Annotated in this window: 17 protein-coding genes, 7 pseudogenes and 1 riboswitch; of the genes and pseudogenes, 17 read left to right on the plus strand and 7 right to left on the minus strand. The window is 56.5% G+C overall.

Annotation, left to right across the window (positions count from 1 at the left end; genetic code table 11):
• The first annotated feature begins 82 nt into the window (after positions 1-82).
• Positions 83-955: a LysR family transcriptional regulator gene (locus VR71_RS12085; protein WP_045684207.1), complete on the plus strand. Its 873-nt coding sequence runs from the start codon at positions 83-85 to the stop codon at positions 953-955.
• 503 nt (positions 956-1,458) lie between these two features.
• Here the strand turns inward: VR71_RS12085 and VR71_RS12090 are convergent.
• Positions 1,459-2,295: pseudogene (locus VR71_RS12090) on the minus strand (calcium-binding protein); the annotation flags it as partial.
• Between the two features lie 457 nt (positions 2,296-2,752).
• Positions 2,753-3,079 carry a hypothetical protein gene (locus tag VR71_RS12095; protein ID WP_045684210.1) on the minus strand — a complete coding sequence of 109 codons (327 nt, stop codon included), beginning with the start codon at positions 3,077-3,079 and terminating at the stop codon, positions 2,753-2,755.
• Between the two features lie 355 nt (positions 3,080-3,434).
• On the opposite strand from VR71_RS12095, the gene VR71_RS24965 reads away from it, so the two are divergent.
• The 3 genes from VR71_RS24965 to VR71_RS12105 all read left to right on the plus strand — a co-directional run bounded on the left by VR71_RS24965 (position 3,435) and on the right by VR71_RS12105 (position 5,656).
• Positions 3,435-4,544 (plus strand): Hint domain-containing protein, encoded by a 1,110-nt coding sequence (locus VR71_RS24965; RefSeq protein WP_296430314.1) that lies wholly within the window; start codon positions 3,435-3,437, stop codon positions 4,542-4,544.
• 88 nt (positions 4,545-4,632) lie between these two features.
• Entirely contained in the window at positions 4,633-4,830 is a 198-nt protein-coding gene (locus tag VR71_RS24970) for a hypothetical protein (RefSeq protein WP_296430315.1), read from the plus strand.
• Between the two features lie 412 nt (positions 4,831-5,242).
• On the plus strand, positions 5,243-5,656 hold the full coding sequence (locus tag VR71_RS12105) for a hypothetical protein (protein WP_296430317.1): 414 nt from the start codon (positions 5,243-5,245) through the stop codon (positions 5,654-5,656).
• Between the two features lie 87 nt (positions 5,657-5,743).
• Here the strand turns inward: VR71_RS12105 and VR71_RS12110 are convergent, their stop codons facing one another.
• The gene (locus VR71_RS12110) at positions 5,744-6,322 is read right to left on the minus strand and encodes a hypothetical protein (protein WP_045684212.1); all 579 of its coding nucleotides are present in this window, start codon (positions 6,320-6,322) and stop codon (positions 5,744-5,746) included.
• Here VR71_RS12110 and VR71_RS24975 point away from each other — a divergent pair.
• The 3 genes and pseudogenes from VR71_RS24975 to VR71_RS12130 all read left to right on the plus strand — a co-directional run bounded on the left by VR71_RS24975 (position 6,321) and on the right by VR71_RS12130 (position 10,681).
• Positions 6,321-7,020: pseudogene (locus VR71_RS24975) on the plus strand (IS6 family transposase). The gene VR71_RS12110 and the pseudogene VR71_RS24975 overlap by 2 nt on opposite strands.
• 319 nt (positions 7,021-7,339) lie before the next feature.
• A protein-coding gene (locus VR71_RS24980) for an IS5 family transposase (protein WP_296430323.1) occupies positions 7,340-8,108 on the plus strand; the annotation gives its coding sequence in 2 pieces (ribosomal slippage) (positions 7,340-7,662 and positions 7,661-8,108; 771 coding nt in all).
• Positions 8,109-8,224: 116 nt separating this feature from the next.
• On the plus strand, positions 8,225-10,681 hold the full coding sequence (locus VR71_RS12130) for a calcium-binding protein (RefSeq protein ID WP_045684219.1): 2,457 nt from the start codon (positions 8,225-8,227) through the stop codon (positions 10,679-10,681).
• Between the two features lie 117 nt (positions 10,682-10,798).
• Here VR71_RS12130 and VR71_RS12135 read toward each other — a convergent pair.
• A pseudogene (locus tag VR71_RS12135) lies at positions 10,799-11,244 on the minus strand (transposase); the annotation flags it as partial.
• Positions 11,245-11,583: 339 nt separating this feature from the next.
• Between VR71_RS12135 and VR71_RS24985 the strand changes: the two are divergent.
• Positions 11,584-11,793 (plus strand): hypothetical protein, encoded by a 210-nt coding sequence (locus VR71_RS24985; RefSeq protein WP_296430325.1) that lies wholly within the window; start codon positions 11,584-11,586, stop codon positions 11,791-11,793.
• Between the two features lie 18 nt (positions 11,794-11,811).
• Entirely contained in the window at positions 11,812-11,934 is a 123-nt protein-coding gene (locus VR71_RS24990; protein ID WP_198134937.1) for a hypothetical protein, read from the plus strand.
• 79 nt (positions 11,935-12,013) lie between these two features.
• Here VR71_RS24990 and thiC read toward each other — a convergent pair whose 3' ends face one another.
• Both thiC and VR71_RS12155 read right to left on the minus strand, forming a co-directional pair.
• Positions 12,014-13,816 carry a phosphomethylpyrimidine synthase ThiC gene (thiC, locus tag VR71_RS12150; protein WP_045684224.1) on the minus strand — a complete coding sequence of 601 codons (1,803 nt, stop codon included), beginning with the start codon at positions 13,814-13,816 and terminating at the stop codon, positions 12,014-12,016.
• A gap of 113 nt (positions 13,817-13,929) precedes the next feature.
• Positions 13,930-14,051, minus strand: a riboswitch (TPP riboswitch).
• Between the two features lie 894 nt (positions 14,052-14,945).
• A complete protein-coding gene (locus VR71_RS12155) occupies positions 14,946-15,491 on the minus strand; it encodes a fasciclin domain-containing protein (protein WP_040651921.1) in 546 nt (181 codons plus the stop codon).
• A gap of 240 nt (positions 15,492-15,731) precedes the next feature.
• On the opposite strand from VR71_RS12155, the pseudogene VR71_RS12160 reads away from it, so the two are divergent.
• A pseudogene (locus VR71_RS12160) lies at positions 15,732-16,046 on the plus strand (electron transfer flavoprotein subunit beta/FixA family protein); the annotation flags it as partial.
• A 7-nt stretch (positions 16,047-16,053) separates the two neighbouring features.
• On the opposite strand, the pseudogene VR71_RS24995 reads toward VR71_RS12160, so the two are convergent.
• Positions 16,054-16,227: pseudogene (locus VR71_RS24995) on the minus strand (DUF932 domain-containing protein); the annotation flags it as partial.
• Positions 16,228-16,267: 40 nt separating this feature from the next.
• On the opposite strand from VR71_RS24995, the pseudogene VR71_RS25000 reads away from it, so the two are divergent.
• The 7 genes and pseudogenes from VR71_RS25000 to VR71_RS12185 form a co-directional block, all read left to right on the plus strand.
• Positions 16,268-16,417, plus strand: a pseudogene (locus VR71_RS25000) (DDE-type integrase/transposase/recombinase); the annotation flags it as partial.
• A gap of 222 nt (positions 16,418-16,639) precedes the next feature.
• Positions 16,640-17,851 (plus strand): GAF domain-containing sensor histidine kinase, encoded by a 1,212-nt coding sequence (locus VR71_RS12165; protein WP_045684231.1) that lies wholly within the window; start codon positions 16,640-16,642, stop codon positions 17,849-17,851.
• Positions 17,852-17,875: 24 nt separating this feature from the next.
• A pseudogene (locus VR71_RS25005) lies at positions 17,876-18,052 on the plus strand (transposase); the annotation flags it as partial.
• 170 nt (positions 18,053-18,222) lie between these two features.
• Positions 18,223-19,851 (plus strand): transposase family protein, encoded by a 1,629-nt coding sequence (locus tag VR71_RS12170; protein ID WP_296430327.1) that lies wholly within the window; start codon positions 18,223-18,225, stop codon positions 19,849-19,851.
• Positions 19,829-20,686: a TniB family NTP-binding protein gene (locus VR71_RS12175; RefSeq protein WP_296430329.1), complete on the plus strand. Its 858-nt coding sequence runs from the start codon at positions 19,829-19,831 to the stop codon at positions 20,684-20,686. The genes VR71_RS12170 and VR71_RS12175 overlap by 23 nt, the downstream gene beginning before the upstream one ends.
• Positions 20,632-21,618 carry a TniQ family protein gene (locus VR71_RS12180; RefSeq protein WP_296430332.1) on the plus strand — a complete coding sequence of 329 codons (987 nt, stop codon included), beginning with the start codon at positions 20,632-20,634 and terminating at the stop codon, positions 21,616-21,618. The genes VR71_RS12175 and VR71_RS12180 overlap by 55 nt, the downstream gene beginning before the upstream one ends.
• 140 nt (positions 21,619-21,758) lie before the next feature.
• On the plus strand, positions 21,759-22,380 hold a 622-nt coding region (locus VR71_RS12185; RefSeq protein WP_296430334.1), incomplete at its 3' end, for a hypothetical protein.

Consider the following 22,380-nt stretch of genomic DNA (forward strand, 5'->3'; position numbering starts at 1 on the left):
GCGCAGGAATACGGCTTGCCATGCATGAATAAAAATTCATATTTTAATTCATATCGTTCTATATTTTAGAAGTGAGACCTTGATGAATCTGCACCATCTCCGGCTCTTTCGCGCCGTAGCACGAGATGGCACACTAACCGGTGCGGCACGGACACTGAACCTGTCGCAATCGGCCGTCTCGATACAGCTTCGCACACTAGAAACGGTACTTGGCCACGATCTTTTTGAACGTCGCGGGCGCGGCCTCCTGCTGACCGAAGCGGGGCGTATTGCGCTCGATCATGCGGAGGCGATATTTCGCACCGCGGATGATTTGACCGCCACGTTGGCCCAATCAGGAAATGTGCGCCGGGCGTTGCGCGTCGGAGCGCTATCGACGCTGTCGCGCAATTTCCTGATCGGCTTTGTCACACCGCTAATCGGGCGGCGGGATGTGGAGCTGGTGCTTCGCTCGGGGGCACAATCCGATCTAATTCGTGGGCTTGAGGCTTTGTCGCTTGACATTGTTTTGACCAACGTTGCGCCTGCCCGCGACGCTGCAAGCCCCTATCTTGTGCAGGCATTGACGGAACAGCCAGTCAGCGTTGTCGGATTTCCGCGCGATACGGCAGTTCCACTATCGCTGACCGCCCTGCTGACAAGCGAACCGCTGATCCTGCCAACACCGGAGTCAGCCTTACGCGCGGCCTTTGATGGTTTGATCGAGCGCCTTGGCGTCGTGCCGCACATTGCGGCCGAGGCCGACGATATGGCCACGCTCCGCCTTCTGGCTCGGGCAGGTGCTGGCCTTGCGGTATTGCCGCCGATAGTCGTGCAAGACGAACTTCGTTCAGGCCTACTGGTCGAGCGCGCCCAGCTCCAGAGCATATCAGAGTGGTTTCTTGCCGTCACGCTGCGACGCCGGTTTCCAAATCCTCTCGTCGCCGAGGTCCTAGGTATGGTCAATGCAGACTGAACTTTATAGTCGATCGGAAGGTTGCGGCTATTTCAGCCGTCATGGTGCCAAATGTTTCTATCGGTAACACTTTTGCACGTGCGCGGAAGACCAAATAACCACTTTTGAGGTTCTTAGCCTCCGCTCCCACGCGTTTGGGCAGAGGTCTATACCGCGAAATCGAGCCATTCCTCGGCTAAGACTTCCAAATTGAACTTTGTTCCTGTGGATCGAGACCTTGCTTACGCGGATGCCTGAAACGACGTGCCTTCTTAAGAATTGATAACTTTGAAATTTGTTAGCTTTGGCTTGCACCGGTTGGACCACTTGGACCGCATTGAAACTAATGCATTTTTCAGATTCATCCGGTTCATTTGGTCCCAATGGCCCAACTGGTCTAGCGGTCCTTATAAATGAGAGAGGCGATTTACCTCTCTCGTGTCAGGGCATTGGGAAGCACGCGAGCACATGTGAGCTTCTGGTTCATCGTGCCCGCCAGCCGAGCCTGGCGGGTTTCTTACTCATCACAAGAAACTGAAGTCATCCACAGTGAGGCTCGCCGCCGCGGTGCCTTCGACCAGAATGGTATTGCCGTTCACGTTCAACTGCGCCCCTGCAGCTGTATCGACGATCCCCAAAGCCGCCACAAAGCCCTGGAGCCAGTTGTTACCGTTGCTGATGTTAGTCTCACCCGTGTCAGGGTTCACAATCCGGATGAAGAAGCGGTCGATGCCATCCTCGAAATCGGTGATCACATCCGCTTCGCCATCGAAGAACGCCGAGAACACGACTTGATCCGCATCCGCTCCACCGGTCATTACATCATTACCAGCGCCACCATTGAGAGTGTCATTGCCCGTGCCACCGTCGATGGTGTCGTTGCGGCCACCGCCTGCAAGGAAGTCATTGCCCGCACCGCCAGAGATTAAATCGTCGCCCTCCCCGCCACCGACCCGGTCGTTACCCGCCCCCGCGTCGATCGTGTCACGCCCTGTGCCACCGCCAATATCATCCGCACCGTCTCCGCCACGGATAAGGTCGTTGCCAAAGCTCCCGGACATGCTGTCATTGCCATCACCGCCATCCAGCGTATCCTTGCCAGCACCGCCCGCCACCACGTCATTGCCAAGGCCGCCCGAGACGCTGTCAACGCCAAAGCCGGCACCCATCACATCATCGCCATCGCCGCCAATGATGGTGTCATTGCCAAAACCACCGCCAACTTGGTCATTGCCTGGGCCCGCGTCGACGAAATCGTTGCCATCGCCGGCCGGGATGGAATCATCGCCATCACCACCTGTAATACTGTCGTTGTCCGGAGTGCCGGCGAGGAAATCTGACCCCAAAGTTCCGGTGACAATGACATCCGGAACAAAAGGCTCTTCGATCAAGTCTTGCGCAGCAATCATCATATCCGAAAACATGAACTGCTCAATGCCCACAAATTCGTCGGTGCCGTCGGCATCAGAGATTGTGAATCCCTCTAACGTTTCCGTGATCACGGCGTTGGTAAAAGTGGAATTAACTAAAGCTGTGTCAAAGCCGGAGCCTCCATTGACAGTATCCAGTTTCCGCGACTGGACAGCAGAGCGCACTAGCTACCCACGCGACATGGCAGAGATTGCGCTCGCACACACCATAGCTAGCGACGTGGAGCGTGCCTCTAGGCGCACTTATATGTTGGATAAGCGGCGCGAGATGATGGATGATTGGGCAAAATTCATCCTTGGTTCAAATCCTTAAATCTGTCCCACGGGTGCTGAGGTCAGACAGTTGTTCCAATTGCAACGGTGAGCGAGCCCAGATCCATGCAAAATATCAAACCATCGCAAGGGTCGCATCAGTCAAACCGAAAAGTGCCAAGATTAAACCGATCGCGATGCCGACTGGAAGGCTCAGAAGCCGCGCAAATCGTGCAAAACCTTGCGCTTTAGACTTGCGCGCAGGCTGAACCTCGCTTGGAAATCCCCAATCAATCAATCCGTTGAACCCCTTCTCGAACAGGACTAGCCCTGCGACTAGGACAGGCATAACCACTGCAAGTGGCCAAAATTCAGTTGTGACCAGCCGCGCCGAGCCGTCGGCTACCAATACAACCAATACCCCAAACACGACGTTGATAATCGTCTTGATCCAGTCACCCATCTGCGTTCTGCGTGGCTCGCGCATAGGACCGCCCAAAGCAGTGTTTGCATAAAGTCACACAATACCTTTGCCCCGGTCATAGCAAGTCCTCCTTTTCCTGACCTAAATCCGTCCCGATCGAAAGCCCACCGGAAATGCCGGGGCATACCTCGATCAAGTCCGCGCCCGGCGCGTCAGAATTTTTTGGTCGCGCAACCAACACCTAACATCTGGTCCCATCGGTCTGCTGCGCTAAAGCATGAATGGATGCCGCCTTAATTGCGCCATTATTTTGCCGTAATGCTCGAAGTCGAGGGTGGAAATATAAATAAAACCGCGCAAAAGACGCGGGCAATTGAGGCGGAAAACAGAAGTTATGGCCGATACAAGGCTATTGTTGAACGGATTCAGCATCATTGGCGATCCGCAAACAAACTCGAACGCCAAGGGTGGTGGCGAGTTGATGATCCATAATGGCATGGCTGTCTTTGAGGGCGATGACATCGTCGTTTACAACGTAACGGGCGTAGATGGGGGTGGCGTGCTAAATGACGGTTCGGTGATTGTGGGCATAACGGTGTATGATAATGCCTCGGATTATTTCTACGATATCGCAAAATACGAATACACGTCTCCAGCTGGCGGCGGAGCGGATATCGATTTTGGGCGCAATACGATGGGCGACCGCTATCTGGAATTCAACGCATCATCACTAACCTCGATCGACCCATCTGCGCCCATCCTTGGAGAGATGGCTGTTGTGGCCGGCTTCGATATCCTAGGCACTCTGGCCTCAACAAATGGCCCTCTCAAGGTGCCCACCAATGAGGATATCGACCTGAATGGGGATGGCGTCATAGCCGAAGGCGAACTATCCGACGGAAGTTTTTCCAGTAAACTCAATATTCTGGCCGAGAACAGCATCGTATGCTTTGTTTCCGGCACTCTGATCGAGACGCCCACAGGTCCGCAATCTATTGAAACGCTGCAAGTGGGAGATCTGGTCAACACAATGGATGAGGGCGCAAAACCAATTCGTTGGATTGGCGGCGCCTCCGTTGCGGGGGTCTGCGCGAACGCACCGGTGCGCATAAAGCGCGGGGCAATTGGCAATGTGCGAGATCTCTGGGTTTCGCAAAATCACCGTATATTGGTTTCGGGAGCACATGCCGAATTGCTCTTTGGCGAACCTCAGGTGCTGGTGGCCGCCAAACACTTGGTTGATGACGACACAATCTGCATCGTCCCGTTCAAAACTATAGAATATTGGCATTTGTTGTTCGATGGGCACCAGATCATTTTTGCCGAAGCAAGCCCTGTTGAGAGCCTTTACCCCGGCCCGCAATCGCTCAACGCAGTCAACCCGACTGAGCGCGACGAGATCGTAGCGCTGTTCCCAGAACTGGAGAGCGAGGATAACGACTACCATCTGTCGCGTTACACGCTAAGAAGGTTCGAGGCGCAAGCGCTAAGACGCAGCGCCTAACAAGCAATTCCCGGCGTTCGTCTGTCCCTATTACCTGGAAAGCATCGAGGCGGAGAGACCGTTCTTCGGGCCGAACAAGATCACCATCGTGGATGATGTTGTGACCATAGGGCGAACAAGCTTTGCTTGCGCGGAACTCCTTCGGGTTGTCTGCCCGGACGCAGAAATTCGCATTCTTGCAATAATCCAAACGCAAGGGCTGCAAGAAGACTTTGAGAAAATTGTTGATCCGGCCATAGGCACCATCATTGGCTACCCATCCGGCAAGACCCACCGTGACCCATAAATGAATAAATGTGGTTTTGTGGGTTTGTGGGTTTGTGGCGGACATGGATACTGAGTTATTAAGACAAATTATGAAAGATGATCACAGACGGACTGACAATAGGCTTAGATGCTGAATAACCGTAAACAATTCCTAGCATGGAGACGGCATGCCTTTGTCCGCGATCCGCATCGAGATCTGAATGCTCTTTACACTGGGCTTAAGCAGAGAAGCGGCGTTTAATTGATCGGCTGCGCGGAGGAGATTGTCGACATAGGGCAGTCATGGGACCCGACGGAGCGACCAATTGATAGCTTGGGCCGTTTCTACCACCGTGGTCTCTCGCTCTGGCACCCTGCTCACCCGACAAAATGCACGAAAGGGAATGGGGGAGATTTAGGTCCAGCTTGCCGAAGAAGCCGAGGCGGATCGCTTGCTCGACGAACAGCGTGCACGGGACCAGTCCTCCAGCGTTATCGACGCCGTCTTCGGCCTGTTCGTCGGAACTGCCTACGCGCAGGACGCGCAGCAGACGAGGCAGGACACCGTAACCTTCGTTCTGGAACCCGACGGCACTGCTGAAATCAAGATGACGATGGAAGCCGGAAACGTGGCCGAATATTCCTGGACTGCAACCGGAGGGCGGGTCAACTTTGACCTGCACGCTCACAGCGGCGGTGAATCGGTCGACTATGAGCGTGGCAGCGGCCAGACTTCGGGCGAAGGCAGCATCGAAGCGCCCTTTGCCGGTGACCACGGGTGGTTCTGGCGGAACCGGGACAGCGCGCCTATCACGATGACCATCCAGTTGCGTGGAGAATATAGCGAAGTCGTAGAGACCTACTGAAGCCCTCTGCGTATGCGGCACTCCGCAGGCGCAGATCTCCGCCCGGGCTTCAATCGCAAGTCTGCGGATGAGGCCTGCACTATCACTTTACTGGGGCGTTGTCGGACAAAGATCGATACGGCCAGCAGCCCAGCTTTTTCGCCCTTTGGTCGCGATACTAACAATCTGGTCGTCCGGCACCGGCACTGTCGGAAGGGGCGTCAGCCCGTCATCGTGGAACAAGTAGAGCCGAGCGGCAAAATCCTCGAAGGGTAGCGAACCTTCCCCGAACCGTTCTCCGCTGCCCTGTGTCGAGACAACGATACCGTGGCCCCAATCTTGTCCGCTGTCATTGTTGGGATTGAAGAAGTAAACGCGCATCTGCCCAGTTGGGTCCAAACCTACCCGGATTAGTGTGATCGCGTGCCAGCCCACAAACGTCGCGCCCGTGTCTGTCACCGCGATCCCGGCAGGCTGCGGGTGGATGACTGGTTGGTTGCCGTTGTATTGAGGGTGGTAACAAGCGTGGAAGTGGCGCAGGAAACTTTCATAGTGCTTCAATGCGCCTGTCGCGACATCGACGGCTATGTGAAAATCCCGCCCAACCCACCAGCCGTGAAGTTCGGGATTGATCCAGCGGGCATCGTCAAGTTGCGGGGCAGCGCCCGTGGGGGTAGGTATCCTCATGACCAAATCCAAGCAATCCGGCGCTTTCAAAGGGCATCGATTCCCTTCTGAAATCATCGCCTACGCCGTCTGGGAATATTTCAGATTTCCAATGAGCTTGCGCGATGTCGAGGACCTTCTGGCCGCGCGCGGTGTGGTGGTCAGCTATGAAACGGTCCGCGCTTGGGTTGCAAAATTCGGGTCGCAATATGCCAAAATGATCCGGCGGGATCGTCCGGCGGCGGCGGACAAATGGCACTTCGACGAAGTTGTCATTCCGATCAACGGGAAGAAATATTGGTTGTGGCGCGCTGTTGATAGCAATGGCGATGTGCTGGACATCCTCATTCAGCCACGCCGCAAATCGGTTCTTCCGCAAACTGTTCAAGACCTTTGGCCAACCGCGAGTTGTTGTCACGGACAAACTTCGAAGCTACGGGGCCGCCCTGAAAGACCTCGCTCTGGGCATCGAGCACCGCAGCCATAAAGGTCTCAACAATCGATCTGAAGGATCGCACCGCCCCACCCGACGACGAGAAAAGATCATGGGAAGATTCAAATCGCCAAAACAAGCCCAGCAATTTCTTTCCGCTCATGATCAGGTCCAAACCGTCTTTCGCCCGCGCCGCCATACACATCCAGCCGCCGCCTATCGCCAGACCAGAGCCGACGCCCATTGGGTCTGTGACGACATCACGCGTGAGCTGAAAGCGGCCTGAGGTCAAACGCCCTGGCTTTCGCTGCCGGGAACTCCGACAACTTGACGATGCCAATTAGCCTCATGGGATCGGTACAAGAGAGAAGCTGGCGCAAGCGGGGTGCAGTCAAGTCCAGCGCTTTGCCGCATCCGGGACCAGAAGTCCACCCCGGCGCGCGTTCATCCAGCTGTGGAAGTGCGCATCATCGTTGAAACGACATTTGAGAACGGTGAAGGATTTCTCTTTGACTCAATTCACTAGGCAGTACACCCATTAATTCTTGTTTAACTGTATAGGTTTGTGATTCACTCCCGGGCGAACATCGGGCGGGAGGATGCAAATGGCACGATCAGACATGAGCGATCTTGAATGGGAATTCATCAAGGCGGTCTTGCCCAACAAGACAAGGGGCAAGAAGCGGGTTGATGACCGCCGCGTGATCAACGGTATTTTCTACGTCCTGCGCACCGGCATCCCTTGGGCTGATCTACCAGAGCAATACGGCCCACCGACCACGGTCTACAACTGTTTCAACCGGTGGAGTTATGCGGGCCACTGGGACCGGATCATGGACGCCATCGCCGACGCGCATAACGTTGACATGGTGATGGTCGACGGGACCAGCGTGCGCGCGCATCATTCCGCCACAACACTCAAAAAAAGACCCGCGCCGCTGTTTAGGTCGTTCACGGGGCGGATTAGGGACGAAAATACATGCACTTACCAATCAGGATGGGCTGCCGATCCGATATGAATTGACACCCGGTCAAGCCCATGACGCGCCGCCGTGCAAGACGCTGCTCGCCAACCTACAGCCTGGTCAACACGTGCTCGCGGACAAGGCATATGACGCAGACTGGATCAGGGACATGATCTGGGAACAGGGTGCTATCGACGTGATCCCTCCCAAGGCAAACCGTAAACTGCCCGCCGAATTCGATGCTGAAATCTACCGGGAACGCAACAAAATCGAGCGTTTCTTTGGCAGGCTGAAAGCCTCGTTCCGTCGTATCGCAACCCGATACGAAAAGACGTCACGCAACTTCCTGTCGATGATCAAACTGGCGTCGGTCAGACTGTGGATCGAGTTTTATGAGTCGGCTGCCTAGTAATCAGGTTCTGCAATCCGAAGTTGTTCGACATAAAAATGCCACCTTCCTTTGGTTGTCGTTTTCTTTAGGGAGCGGAGCTCGCAACCTACCGACCATTTCAAGGTGCCAAAGCAATGCTTCGCGTTTACGATCAGACGGATGAAAACTCTAAAACAGTAATTGTGGAAGACATGTTTGGTGCCAACCTGACAATGACGACAGATTTGTCGTTCGTGCAGGAATTAGGCGCGCGTTTTCAGGGGCTGGGGCTTCACGCAATAAGGTTCCCCGGCGGGTCAGTTACCGAATGGTATTTTGACATATCTGACATTGCGGGCGGTAGTCATAACCGAACAATAGGCTCATTTGAAGATGCGCACGTTGAGTTGATACCTTTCTTTAAATTCTTGAATTTTGCAGCAACCATCGAAAAGAGCGTTACGCTTGTAATTCCAACGATAAACGGGTTTTCGCAGACGGCTTCCGAGGCGCTTCTGTCAGGTGACTTTGGCAACCGGGTTGTCACTGAGGCCTATCTGGAAAATGTGGCTGATTTCGTCGCCATGGCGGCTTTGACCTCGCAACAACAAGGCGTCACTGTTGATGCCTTCGAGATCGGCAATGAGTTCATGGCCTCGGGTCGGATGACTGCGAGCGAGTATGGCCAATTGGCCGCAGCTGTGGCGGCGGTGGTCGAGAGAACGCTAGACTCGTTGGCTATCGCACGGCCTGCGCAAGCCGACATTGTTGTCCAGACACTCAGTGCGGCCGGAACCTACTCCCCAAATGGCACGACCATTCTATACGTCGATGAGGCAACGGGTTTCATCTACGAACTGCATGAGATGGGTGAGGCCAATGTCCCGGAAGTCAGCGATCTGACAAAGGTCGTCGTGCCATCGCAGGGCACTGCACGTCAGCAGAATATCGCGATCATTTCCGCTTTTGAACAGGATCACGTGACAGTTCAGAACGCAAATGGCCAGCAGATCATTTTTGATACGTCGAATGCGGTGGATGCGATCGACGGCGTGACAGAACACTATTTCCTTGATGGCGGCTTTGATGCGGTCGATGCTGACGAGCACTACGGATTCAATCAGCTTGAACTATGGCGTCAAAGTCTGCCGATGCGCGACGCCAGCCTTCCAAAACTGGATTTCTACATCACAGAATGGAATGTCCGCAGAAATGGCGATGTGGATGAAGCCAACAATCGGGGCCTGCAGCAGGCTGCAACAAATGTTGCAATGTTCTATGAGATGGTCACCCACGACGTGACGACCGCATATTTCTGGCCCTCGATTTTCGACCAAAGTTCTTCCGTCACTCTAATCCACCAGAACCGCCAGCATTTGACGATCGCGGGAGAGGCCTACGCCCAGCTCACCAACACAATGGGAATGACCCCATTCCTTGGTTTCCTCGATCAAGGCAACGTTGATATCCATGGGTTCGAGAACGAAACAGAGGCTTTCGTTATTCTGTCAGAGCGTAGCGGCACGGAAAACCGAATACTGCTGAACCTGAGCGAAGTGCTCGACAGCGTTCGATATAGTGTCTCTTGGATTGAATTATGGGATGGCGGTGCGGGTGGGCAAGATGAAGCGGCAGACCCTGTCATTCAAACAACGGAAATTGTAGATCTCGTCACTCCAAAAGAGCTGGAGGCATTCTTGGTGACCATGCAATCCTGGTCCCTACTCTACATGAAGATTGAGGCCGTCAGCATGGAGGAACCCCTGAGGGCTGAGGCGCCCGAAGGCGATGCGGCCCGCCGGATCGTTACGGGCAGCGAAGCGCATGACAACCTTCATGGCGGATTGGGTGATGATACCCTGCGCGGTCTCGACGGCGATGACCAGCTAAATGGGGGGGAGGGAAATGACAGTATCGGAGGCGGTCTGGGAAATGACACGATCGACGGTGGTGACGGCGATGACATCATCGGTAGCGGTTTTGGCGCAGATTCCATCACGGGCGGCACCGGTAATGACGTGGTCGCAGGCGGTGCCGGGAATGATACGCTAGAGGGTGGCGGTGGCAATGACAGCATGTCTGGCAGCTTTGGCAATGAGCTGATCAACGCGGGTGGCGGGACCGATGATGTCGGTGGTGGCACTGGGCGTGACACGATTGACGCCGGTGCCGGCAATGACCGGGTCGGTGGCGGCGAGGGTGATGATTTAATATTTGGCGACGACGACAATGATTTTCTCGCCGGGGGCGGACGCAACGATACGATCGATGGCGGCACCGGCAATGACACGATCAACGGCGGCGCTGGCAACGATGTGATGACCGGCGGCACCGGCGCGGATCAGTTCGTATTCGCGTCTTTCTTCGACGGCGATGCCGACGTGATTACTGATTTCGAGGATGGAACCGACAGCTTCTTCATCCGGATTGTGAACCCTAACACTGGTGAGACCAACATCAGAAATGGCGGCAATGGTATTGCGGGTTTCGTTGATGCTTTGGGTATCGTCGACACGGTTGCAGGCGCGCAGTTCAACTTAAACGGCAACACCATTCTAGTCGAAGGCATCGCGGCGGCGAGCATTACTGTGGATGACTTCAGTTTCTTGTGATAAGCAAGAAAGCCCGCCAGTCTCGGCTGGCGGGCACGATAAACTAGAAGCTAATATGTGCTCGCGTGCTTCCCGATGCGCTGACACGAGAGAGGTAAATCGCCTCTCTCATCTGCCAGTGAATTTGGTCGGCAGATGCGATCCTTCGACCGTCCGAATGATCTCCAGCCTCTCAGATGCGGGGTATCTCATTCCTCGTCCTCCCGAACCCCTGTCATGCTTTTTTTGAGCATGCGGTTTTCCAAGGTGAGATCTGCCACGCATTCCTTCAGAGCCAAAGCTTCGGAACGCAGGTCCTTTACCTCAGGCGAAGTTGCTTGGCGGGCTGTCTCGCCCGACAACCGCCACTTGCCAGCTTCCAGAAAGTCCTTCGACCAGCTGTAATTCAAGCTTTCGGCTATGCCCTCCCGGCGGCAGGGCACCGAAATGCTTTCCTCGCCGCGTAACCCAGCCAAGACAATGCGGATTTTCTCTTCCGCTGAATAGGTTTGCCGGGTCTTGCGGCGAATGTTCTTGACCAACTTGTCAGCCGCGTCCTTCTGAGTTTCAGGCTTCTTCATCATCTCGATCTCCTAATCGATAAGATGAGCCAGAAATCATCCGTTGTTCAAATCCTCAAATCAGTCCCACGGGTGCTGACGTCAGACACGGCGGATGTTTTTGACCAGCTTGTCCGCTGCGTCTTTCAATGTTCCGGGCTTCTTGTTCATCTCGATCTCCTAATCGATAGCATGAACCAGAACTCCTTCGTTGCTCAAATCCTCTAATCTGTTCCAAACGTGCTGACGTCAGACAAACGCGAGTTGGCAAACGAACGCCGAGAACCCACTGATTTCGCAACTTCCGCAGTGCCTGGCGAATGATCGTCCGACACCGATTGGCGTAACAAGAAGGAGAACCCAATGCGCAAGATTCTACTGATTATCGTGACCGTGATCCTGAGCACACCAATGGCCATAGCCCAAATGAGCAACATGGAAGGGATGAATCATGGTACAATGACCATGGACAAGGCTTCTGCCGAAGAAGCCATGCTCGTTGACGCGACGGTAAACAGCATCAACGAGGATAGCGTGAACGTCAGCCATGCTCCAATCCCCGAGATCGACTGACCTCAAATGATAATGGAAATGCCATTTGCGAAAGAAGCCGAGGTGATGCTTGGAATTTCCGTTGGCGACAAAGTTGTCATGACCCTTGTGATGGGTGACGATGGCATGCCGCGCGTCACCACGTTGACAGTCAAGCAATAACAGCACTGCGCCGCAGCAAGCTTGTTGCGGCGCAGTTTCTTCTAGATGGTCCTATGCCTGCAAGAGGTTGAGGATACGTTCATTCATCCAAGGGCACATAGAGATCGCCGGCCTCGCGGAATTTTTCCGCCATCGCCGCCATACCCTCTTTCTGCGCCTCCGCGCGGATATCGTGGCTGATCCGCATGGAACAGAACTTTGGCCCGCACATCGAACAGAAATGCGCCACCTTATGCGCCTCTTTGGGCAAGGTCTGATCATGGAAATCGCGCGCGGTTTCGGGATCGAGCGAGAGATTAAACTGATCCTCCCAGCGAAATTCAAACCGCGCCCGGCTGAGCGCATCGTCGCGCCGCTGCGCCCCCGGCAACCCCTTTGCGAGGTCGGCGGCATGGGCGGCGATCTTGTAAGTGATGACGCCAGTTTTCACATCGTCGCGGTCGGGCAGGCCCAGATGTTCCTTGGGCGTGACATAGCAGAGCATCGCACAGCCGAACCAGCCAATCATCGCAGCCCCGATACCGCTGGTGATGTGGTCATAGCCGGGGGCGATGTCCGTGGTGAGCGGCCCGAGGGTGTAGAACGGGGCCTCGTGACAACACTCAAGCTGCTTTTCCATGTTCTCCTTGATCTTGTGCATGGCGACATGGCCCGGCCCCTCGATCATCACCTGGCAGTCCTTGGCCCAGGCAATTTTGGTCAATTCGCCCAATGTCTCCAATTCCGCGAATTGCGCGGCGTCATTGGCATCGGCGATCGAGCCGGGGCGCAGCCCGTCGCCAAGCGAAAAGCTCACGTCATATTGGCGGCAGATGTCGCAGACCTCCTCGAAATGCTCATAAAGGAACGACTCGCGGTGATGATGCAGGCGCCATTTGGCCATGATCGAGCCGCCACGGCTGACGATCCCCGTTACCCGGTCCACGGTCATCGGCACCATATGCAAACGCACGCCAGCGTGGATAGTGAAGTAATCCACACCCTGTTCGGCCTGCTCGATCAGCGTGTCGCGGAACACCTCCCACGTGAGGTCTTCGGCGATGCCATTCACCTTTTCCAAGGCCTGATAGATTGGCACGGTGCCGATGGGCGCGGGGGAATTGCGGATGATCCATTCGCGAGTGTTGTGGATGTTGCGGCCCGTGGAGAGATCCATCACCGTGTCCGCCCCCCAGCGGATCGCCCAGACCAGTTTGTCCACCTCTTCCTCCATCGAGGAGGTGACGGCGGAGGTGCCCATATTGGCGTTGATCTTGACCAGAAAATTGCGCCCGATGATCATCGGCTCAAGTTCGGGGTGATTGATATTGGCCGGGATGATGGCGCGGCCTGCCGCGATTTCCTGCCGGACAAACTCCGGGGTGACGTAATCAGGGATATTGGCGCCCCAGTCGTTGCCGTCACGGTGGCAGGGTGTCAGCTCTCGCAGCTGATTCTCGCGGATGGCGACGAATTCCATCTCGGGCGTGATGATGCCTGCGCGGGCATAGGCGAGTTGGGTAGGGGCAGCCCCCGGTTTGGCGCGCAGCGGCTGGGGTTTGACCGGAAATTCCGGTACCAGCCGGTCGCCCGTGACAAAACCGTTATCCTCGGGTTTGATGTGGCGGCCCTCGTAATCCTCCACATCCCCGCGCGCCATGATCCAAGAGCGGCGGAGTGGCGGCAGGCCCTGGCGAATGTCGGTGGTGAGGTCCGGATCAGTGTAGGCACCAGAGCTGTCATAGACGGCAAGCGGGGCCTCGCCAGCGGTCGGGTGGGTCGAGATTTCGCGCATCGGCACCGCGATTTCGGGATGCAACTGGCCGTTGACATAGATTTTTCTGGAGGCGGGCAGGGGCCCGGTGGTCACGCTTGGGGTGATGCGTTGGGTCGGGACGTTCATGATGGTGCTCCTCGAGTCACGTTCTGCAAAGAGACCAGATGCGCGCGGCTGGGGAGGCATGAGAGCATCGCAGAGCCCCCGGTTCAGACCACGGGATATGCCCCTTACCGGCAAAATCACGCGCCCTAGCTTCCTACGCCAGTGTCAACTGGATCAGGTTCAAAGGGTCGCGACACTGCCCGTAGCGGGCCAGCCGCCTCTCAGTCCCTCGGTTGGGACTCCCCTGCGTACATTGTGGTTATCTTCAAAAAACCCGGCTGGCAAGCCTGTGGATGGAGTGCCTCCTCTGAAGTTCTCTAATCGCATTGGTCAAGTTTTATAATTGATGCCTTCACGCGCGCCAGGTTCATGGCTCTCTCCGCGGTCGACCTCCATGGGTCGCCGCATGTTGGCGTCGGATGGTCGGATCGGCCTAAGTGGTCCTCGCACTCGTTTCGCTGATCAGTGCATTCAGAGTGACGGCCTTATCCGCGTCATACGTCCCGGCGGGGACGCGTCCGCTGGTTTAGAGCGTTTCGCGTGAAACCTGAGTCGCGGGGGATGCCCAATTGGTCTTGAATGTGATCCATCCTGAGTGGGAGGATGGGTCATATCAGCACCTTTGCCTTTGGCGCTTTGTGTGCGATTTCAGCGACTGATTGAAGATGGGTTAAGCGGGCGGGCGTCGGCGTTACGTCTGAAACTCTCGCCAGCCACAGGCGCACGATGGGCACGACAGGTCAGAACCAGAGGAAATTCGGCCCCGGCCCCTCGGGGGCGTCCACGCGGTCAGGGCAAGCTGGCACCACACCGTGCATTCCTTGAGGAGCTGGTTGCCCAAGACCCGGACATCACGCTCTTCCAGTTGCGCGACGCATTGGCCGAGGCGGAGGGGGTGCAGGGCGCACGTCAAGTAGCTGCCATACGAGCCGCAGCACTTGACGGGCAGCTATGTATTGCAAAGCTGGTCGCCGAACCACTACGTTTTGTACATTCCCAAGTCGTTTGCGTCCAAGAAAGAATGGCACAGCGCCAATGGTCTTCGTATACCTGCAATCTCAGTTAAGGTTGCGCAGGTTTCTTTCGGCGTCGATGCCACCTGCCGCTATCGGACAGGTGGCATCTGATCGCATGCGCTCTAAAGGAGCCCCTATTGCTTGGGAAGCAGCACCCGATCTATGACGTGGATCACACCGTTCGACTGCTCGACGTCTGCAGTCGTCACGGTGGCGACACGGCCATTTTCGTCGGTCAGCGTGATCTTGTCGCCATCCATCTTTGCTTGAAGAGTACAACCTCCGACCGTCGGAACAGCGTGATTGCCATTGTCATCGGCGATCATCCCTGCAATGGCAGACGACATGGCGTCTGCGGCAACCACATGGCAAGTCAGGATTTTGGCAAGCTGATCCTTGGCGCCGGGCTGCATCAACGCGTCGAGCGATTTCTTCTTGATCATGCCGAACGCCTCATCAGTCGGTGCGAATACTGTGAAGGGGCCCGGCCCGGACAGGGTTTCGACCAGACCAGCCTGCTTAACTGCCGCAACCAGCGTCGTGTGGATTGGCGAGTTCACGGCGTTCTCGATGATGTTCTTTTCAGCGAACATCTCTGCGCCGCCTACGGTCGGGTTCTGTGCCATCGCAGTGGTCGACATGAATGCAAGGGCTGTGCCTACGAGAAGTGTACGAACCATGTGTTATTCCTCCAATCTTCAGAATAGGCGTCGATGCGCCTCGTAAGAAGCCACGGAGTGAAGCCGCCAGAAGTTTCACCCGGGACAGCGTGACATGGCGGCCTCTCATCGAAGACGCTGAGGAGACCGTGACCAACACGCTTCGCGATCTCACGCTTTAGGTATACAGCCAGTTTCAGGCCGAGTACGACCTCCTCACTTCGAACGCGTCCATCGAGGACGCGATCATCGTGAACGAATAGCGGTGCCGATCTCGCCAACGTTAGGATGTCCATGAACCCATTCAACGAGGTCGCCGTTGAAGAGGCTATTCGGTTGAAAGAAAAAGGGCGTCGCGTCGGAGATCTTGTTTGTTTCGATCGGCGTCAAGCAAATGCAAGAAATGCTACGCACGGCGCTGACAATGTGGGCGGATCGTGCGATCTTGGTTGTATCGCCGGTAACGCGCACCAGGATATCGAGCCGCTGGCGGTAGCGCAGATTCTCACGGGCAAGCGGGCGATCGACAACGGCATGAACGCGACCGGACAGATTCTGGTGACGCTTCTGAGCTGGGGTGATGCGACCGGCCCTTCACCGATGCCCAGAGATCATCGAGCGAAAGATGCCGCTCATCATCGGGCCGGTTGAACCATTCGAACGATACACACCCGTTCCGCTCACCCCGGCTCACATCCACTTTCAAGCTACCAGCCCGCGCCGGCTGCAGCGGATCTATTTCTTCCAAAAAGTCCATCAGCATACACCGACGCCCTCAGGTTTTGCCCACTCCCTGCCCCAGAGTGATCATCACCGACAAACTGCGCAGCTACGCAAAGCCGATCGCGGATCTCGTTCCTGGTGCTGACCATCGTGCACATAAAGGGCTCAACAATCGGATCGAGGGCAGTCACAGGCCGACCCGGCGAAGAGAGAAGATCATGGGCGGTTCTGATGGATTGGACATCCCCCACCTAGCGTTGTGCTAGGATTGAGTGGTGGAAACTATCAGAACTTGCCGACCTGCCACGGGCCGCGCTCAGTGCCGAGCCATCTCTATCGGAGGCGTCCTTTTTCCCCGGTCATTGAGCACGCAAACGCAATCGTTGACAAAACCGGAAATAGCCTACTTTTTGACGTGAAAGTTAATTTCCCAAGAGGCGCCGCTTATGAGGACCTATCCCATTCCGTTCAATGAGGAAGCACGCCTCCGATCTCTTTTTGCCGTTCCGGGCCTGACGGAAGAGAATGACGCAGTTTTCGAAGCTATTTGCGAGGCCGCAAGGAAACTTCTTGATTGTCCCATCGCCCACATCAGTGTCGTTGAGGACGACACGCAGTGGTACAAGGCTGTCGTCGGGATAGAGCTGCACCGTATGCCCAAAGACAACAGTTTTTGCGCGCATACGATTATGTCAAACGAACCACTCGTGGTTCCTGACCTGAGCAAAGACCCGCGCTTCAAACGACACCCGATGGTCGTCAAGGGAGGCCCAGAAGCCCGGTACTATGCCGGAGTACCCTTGGTACTTTCATCGGGACATCGTTTCGGAAGTCTCTGTGGTCTCGATCTCGTCCCGCACGACGCCCCCTCGGACCAACAGATGGCTATCCTTGCGGACTTGGGCAGGGCCGTGGTCGCGGCCCTCGAAAGCGTTCCGCCGAAACCGGCGGTAAAGACAGAAGATGAATTCGCGAAGACCACTTTCATCACCTTGATAGGCCATGAGTTACGGACGCCGCTCACGATCCTGCGTGGCAGTCTGCAACTTCTCGAAGCTACCGCTGAAAGCGGCGTCAATCCGAAATTGATGAGGGCGGCGGGGAAAGCAGTCGAACACCTGATGAACCTCGTGGAAGCGGTTATAGCGTTCAGTGATGCCTCGACAGGTGAGCTGCGGCTGAACGAAAACCGTTGCGAATTGGGAGACCTTTTTGCGGAAATCGCTTACCTGCACCTACCGGGTGCCGACGGTGTCCTGAAGTCGATCACCCTTGATGAGGGTTCATTGACACAGCAGGTCTTTCTTGATCCGAACCAGATCAAGGTTGCACTGAACGCTCTTGCCCTCAACGCGATTAATCATGGCGGTCAAGACATCACCGTCGGTGCCGGTCAGGACGCACAGGGGAATATCGAGCTCTGGGTCGCTGATAGCGGCAACCTGGGTGAGCATGTAGAACTGGCCAAGCTCTATGAACCCTTCGTGGTTGGTGGTGATATCAAACATCGGGACACGCGAGGCGGACTGGGTCTTGGCCTTCCATTAACGCGCAAGTTGGTCGAACTTCACGGTGGCGACTTTGAAGTCCGGTCCGATCCCAACTGCACAACTGCGATAATCCGATTGCCAGTCTGGCGTACAGAGCAGTTCCCGTAGAGCCATCCCGCCTGGCGATAGCTTAGGTCGTCAAGTGCGGGCGCATATCTCGGACTGACGCCAAGACGATACGAGTCCGGCGAAACCAGTAGAAACGGACGTATCTCGAAGCAAGGCGACAAGATGTTGCGAAAGCATCTTTATGAGGCAGCGACAACCTTGCTGACGCGCAACCTGCGATCATCTCATCTGAAGACCTGGTGTCATTGTACCCTAATTAATCAGAATCCGGCCTGAAATTGTTCCATAGAATCAATGGCAGTTTGTACCCTTAATTTTCATATTGCACCGTTAATTACCATACTGTACCCTTAATTGCCGTACGGCCGGAACTGTGGATAAGTGTCGGCCTGTTGGGACGGGGGATTTACGTGGCCAGCGAACGTATTGCGAAACATCGTGCAGCGGTTCTTCGGCCGATCCTAGAGCTTGAGAAGAGGGGTGAGCCGATCAGCGCTGCTATCGGGGAAGCGGCTTGGGAACTCGGCTTGGCGAAAAGCCACACATGGTCGCTCTACCGGCGTCTGAGAGAGAACGATGCACGTGCCACGGCGCTGGAGTTGGACCGTCGCGGGCCGAAACCGGGGTCGAAACGGATCGCTCAAGACGTCGAAATCATCATCGATGAGAGTCTGCAGCGCTACTATCTGGTTCGTGAGCGTTCGAGCTTTCTTCGCATCTGGCGCGAGATCCGTGCCGAGTGCGAAGCGAAGGGGTTTCAGCCCCCGACCCGGAAAACGGTCAAAGCCCGTCTCGAGGCGATGGATCAGCGAGTGGTCTTCCGGAAACGGCGCGGGGCAGAGGAGGCTGACAAGGTTTTTGCCGCGCGCCCTGGCCGCCTTGAAGTTTCAGCCCCGCTGGAAGTCGTTCAGATCGATCATACGACTTCGGACATCACGTTGGTCGATCACGTCAATCGACTGCCGCTTGCGCGCCCCTATCTGACGGTGGCCATCGATGTCGCGAGCCGGATCGTTCTCGGGGTACATGTCACTTTCGATGAACCCTCTGTCTTGTCGATCGCCCTATGTCTCGATCACTGTGTGCGCCGAAAATTGGTGCACGTTCCTGGAACAATGGAAGAGCTGGTTTGGCCGACGGCTGGCATTCCGAAGGCGATCCACGTCGACAATGCGCAGGAATTCCACAGCGACTCCTTCAGAATGGCCTGCGAAGATTGGGGCATTGCCGTCGAGTATCGCCCGCTTGGCGGCAAACACAATGGCGGCCATGTCGAACGGTTGATCGGAACGACCATGGGTGCCGTTCATGTGCTGCCCGGGACGACACATTCTTCAATCGTCGAGAAGGGCGATTATGACAGCGAGAAGCACGCGGCCCTGACACTGACCGAGTTCGAAGATTGGCTTCATCTGGAAATCTGCCGCTACCACAATACGGTTCACGAAGCCCTCGGCCGAACGCCGTTGGCTGCCTGGGCTGACCTCGGCGGGGATACTGCGGGGCGGCAGGTTGTTGACGTCGAAGCCTTTCGGACGAGCTTCTTGCCCTTCGAGTGGCGCCAACTCGGGCGCACCGGGATCACGCTCTTCGGGGTCCATTACTGGAGTGATGTCTTCGCGTCGTTGGTCGGACGCGGGCAGGGCAAGGTGCAGGTGAAATACGATCCGCGAGACTTGTCGCAGGTCTGGGTCATCTCCGGTGACGGCCGTGTGATCCCGGCGCGCTACCGGGATCTCAGCCACCCGCGGATATCGCTTTGGGAAAGTCGGCGGGCGCGGAAAGAATGGCAGGACAAACATGGCGGTCGGATCAACGAGCGGGTCCTATTCCAATTGATAGACGCGCAACGGCGGCTGGCCGAGGCGGCGCGCCAAAAGACACGGACTGCCCGCTTGGAAAACGAAAGAGGTGCTCGGCTTCCCCGGCACAAACCGCGCCGCGATCCATCGCGCGAAATGTTCGCGATCGACACGGGCAATCCTGATCTGCCAACCTATGAGATTGATGAGTTTAATGACCCCAGACGAAAGAATTGACCGTATTCGCGGCGACCATTGGATTGCGTTTGACCGTGCCACCATCGTTCTCAACCGATTGACATCCCTGATGGAAATGCCGCAGCAAAGCCGGATGCCGGGGTTGATGGTCTATGGAAGCTCTGGCATCGGAAAAACGATGATCGCCAAGCGGATGGCGAGCAAATATCCAACGCAGTACAATGCCGATCTGGGCGTCACGAAGACACCCATCCTGCTGGTTCAGGCCCCGCCCGCACCGGACGAAAAACGCTTCTATCAGCACATCCTGGCGACGATTGGGGCGCCGATGTGGGGCCGGCATACCGTGTCCGAGCTCGAGGTGCGCGCGCTCAGTCATCTTCGGGACATGGACCTTAGGATGTTGATGATAGACGAGGTGCACAATCTGCTTGCTGGCAGCTACCGGGAGCAACGTCGTTTCCTGAACATGCTCCGGTTCCTCGCCAACGATCTCCGTGCCTCGCTCGTCGTCTTCGGTGTGAACGAAGCTCTGGAGGCGGTTCGAGGAGACGACCAACTGGCCCGACGTCTGGACGAACACTACCTGCCGCTTTGGGAAGATGATGTGGAGTTCTCTCGCCTAATCCAGACATTGATCGCGGCGATGGCGCTTGAGCAACGCTCGGGTCTGACGGTGGCGTCGCTTCGGACGATCCTGAAAGTGACCGGTGGCGTCACGTCGCGCGTGTTCATCATGATCAAGTCCCTGGCTATCGATGCGATCGAGACCGGAGACGAGCGGATCACGGACGAAGCGGTTCAGGCCTGGCAACCGCTATGGACGAAGCACGCCTGGAGCATTCCTCGCCAGCCCGTTGCTGCATTCGGGTGAACGTCAGACCGCTACCGTTTCGGCCACCGCCGGTGCGCGATGAGCTCTTGACCAGCTGGATCGGTCGGTTGGCGAAGGCCAATCATTGCTCGGTAGCAGAGCTTTGTGGCTATCTGGGTTTGGGGCAGGGTAGGGTGCCTGAGCATGCGAGCGACCTACGGGTGGTGGACTGGGTGCGGCTTAGTGCTGTGCTTCAGCGGACCCGGGATGAGATCACCGCCATGACCCTTATGGCCAAGATGCATCAATCCGCCCGATGCGTGTCGCCGCATGACTTCCAGTATTGTTCGGCCTGCGTGGAGAAAACGCCCGATTTGGTACTTCGGCATTGGCGCTTTGCGTGGTCGATGACCTGCGAGGTCTGTGGACAGACCCTCGCAACGAAGCGGCTAACCGAAGCCGTATCAGACCGGCTTCTTGCGCGCGCTGCTCGCGGCGCGCAAGCTTTGAAAACGGCTGTCGCGACGAACGATCTCAGGCGGCTGCGCCGGATGGATTTGACCCTGCATGTCGTATCGATGCAGGACTTTGGCCGCTCAGCGTCCGTCATCTCCGCCAACGAGCGCGAAAGGTTGATGGCGCTCGCCGCAGTCGGTGTCGGCATGGCCCGTCCCTTGTTGGGGGCGGCCATCATCCTGCGAGGAAACGATCGGGCGGTCCGGGAATTGCGCCGCGCCTTTCCTCTGCATCGGCGGGTGATCGAGCGGATCCGTAGATTGTCGGAGAACCTTGATCGACGGCTTCCGGACCAACCTGAAGCAGTTCATGTGCCTAAGCAGGAAACACGTGAAACGAGCCGCCAAGGCGGATCCGAGCGCGCTCTGCAGGCAGCTCGTCAGGCCATTTCCGAACTCGGACCGGACGCAAATCGCCAAGCGCTGCTGACGCGCGCCGATGCAATCTGGAGGCTCTCAAGTAGCGTCAAATCCTGAGGCGTGGAGCCTGTGGATATATTGTAATTAAGGGTACAAAAGTGTCCCCAAATGCCCTGAATCCGCAGAATCTGATTAATTAGGGCACAGTGACAGCTGTGCTTCAGCGGACCCGGGATGAGATCACCGCCATGACCCTTATGGCCAAGATGCATCAATCCGCCCGATGCGTGTCGCCGCATGACTTCCAGTATTGTTCGGCCTGCGTGGAGAAAACGCCCGATTTGGTACTTCGGCATTGGCGCTTTGCGTGGTCGATGACCTGCGAGGTCTGTGGACAGACCCTCGCAACGAAGCGGCTAACCGAAGCCGTATCAGACCGGCTTCTTGCGCGCGCTGCTCGCGGCGCGCAAGCTTTGAAAACGGCTGTCGCGACGAACGATCTCAGGCGGCTGCGCCGGATGGATTTGACCCTGCATGTCGTATCGATGCAGGACTTTGGCCGCTCAGCGTCCGTCATCTCCGCCAACGAGCGCGAAAGGTTGATGGCGCTCGCCGCAGTCGGTGTCGGCATGGCCCGTCCCTTGTTGGGGGCGGCCATCATCCTGCGAGGAAACGATCGGGCGGTCCGGGAATTGCGCCGCGCCTTTCCTCTGCATCGGCGGGTGATCGAGCGGATCCGTAGATTGTCGGAGAACCTTGATCGACGGCTTCCGGACCAACCTGAAGCAGTTCATGTGCCTAAGCAGGAAACACGTGAAACGAGCCGCCAAGGCGGATCCGAGCGCGCTCTGCAGGCAGCTCGTCAGGCCATTTCCGAAC

The sequence above is a fragment of the Roseovarius sp. BRH_c41 genome (assembly GCF_000961715.1).
In the GTDB taxonomy this organism is placed as follows: Bacteria; Pseudomonadota; Alphaproteobacteria; order Rhodobacterales; family Rhodobacteraceae; genus Roseovarius.